Annotated in this window: 1 pseudogene; it reads left to right on the top strand. The window is 44.2% G+C overall.

From position 1 onward, the window contains the following. Positions 1–6: 6 nt before the first annotated feature. Positions 7–180: pseudogene (locus ACTRWI_RS22895) on the top strand (ISAs1 family transposase); the annotation flags it as partial. Between the last annotated feature and the right edge of the window lie 62 nt (positions 181–242).

The following is a 242-nucleotide window of genomic DNA, read 5'->3' as shown; positions in this document are numbered from 1 at the left end:
CTCTAGATTAACGAACAACGCAAGAGTCAAAACAAGCCGATTATCGCATTCGATGGAAAAGTGCTTCGTGGCTCATACCGAAATGACAAAAAAACAGCGTTACAATTGGTCACTGCCTACGATACTGAACGTGGTCTTGTACTGAGTCAAAAGCCGACTGAGAACAAGAATGGCGAGATCTACCCTCCGAACTCAGAGGGTAGATCCCGCTAAGGAATACCTGTTCTCATTCGATAAAGTAT

It is taken from the genome of Pseudoalteromonas sp. G5_S1_14_S5 (genome assembly GCF_054968605.1).
This window is presented reverse-complemented; position numbering and strand designations above follow the sequence as displayed.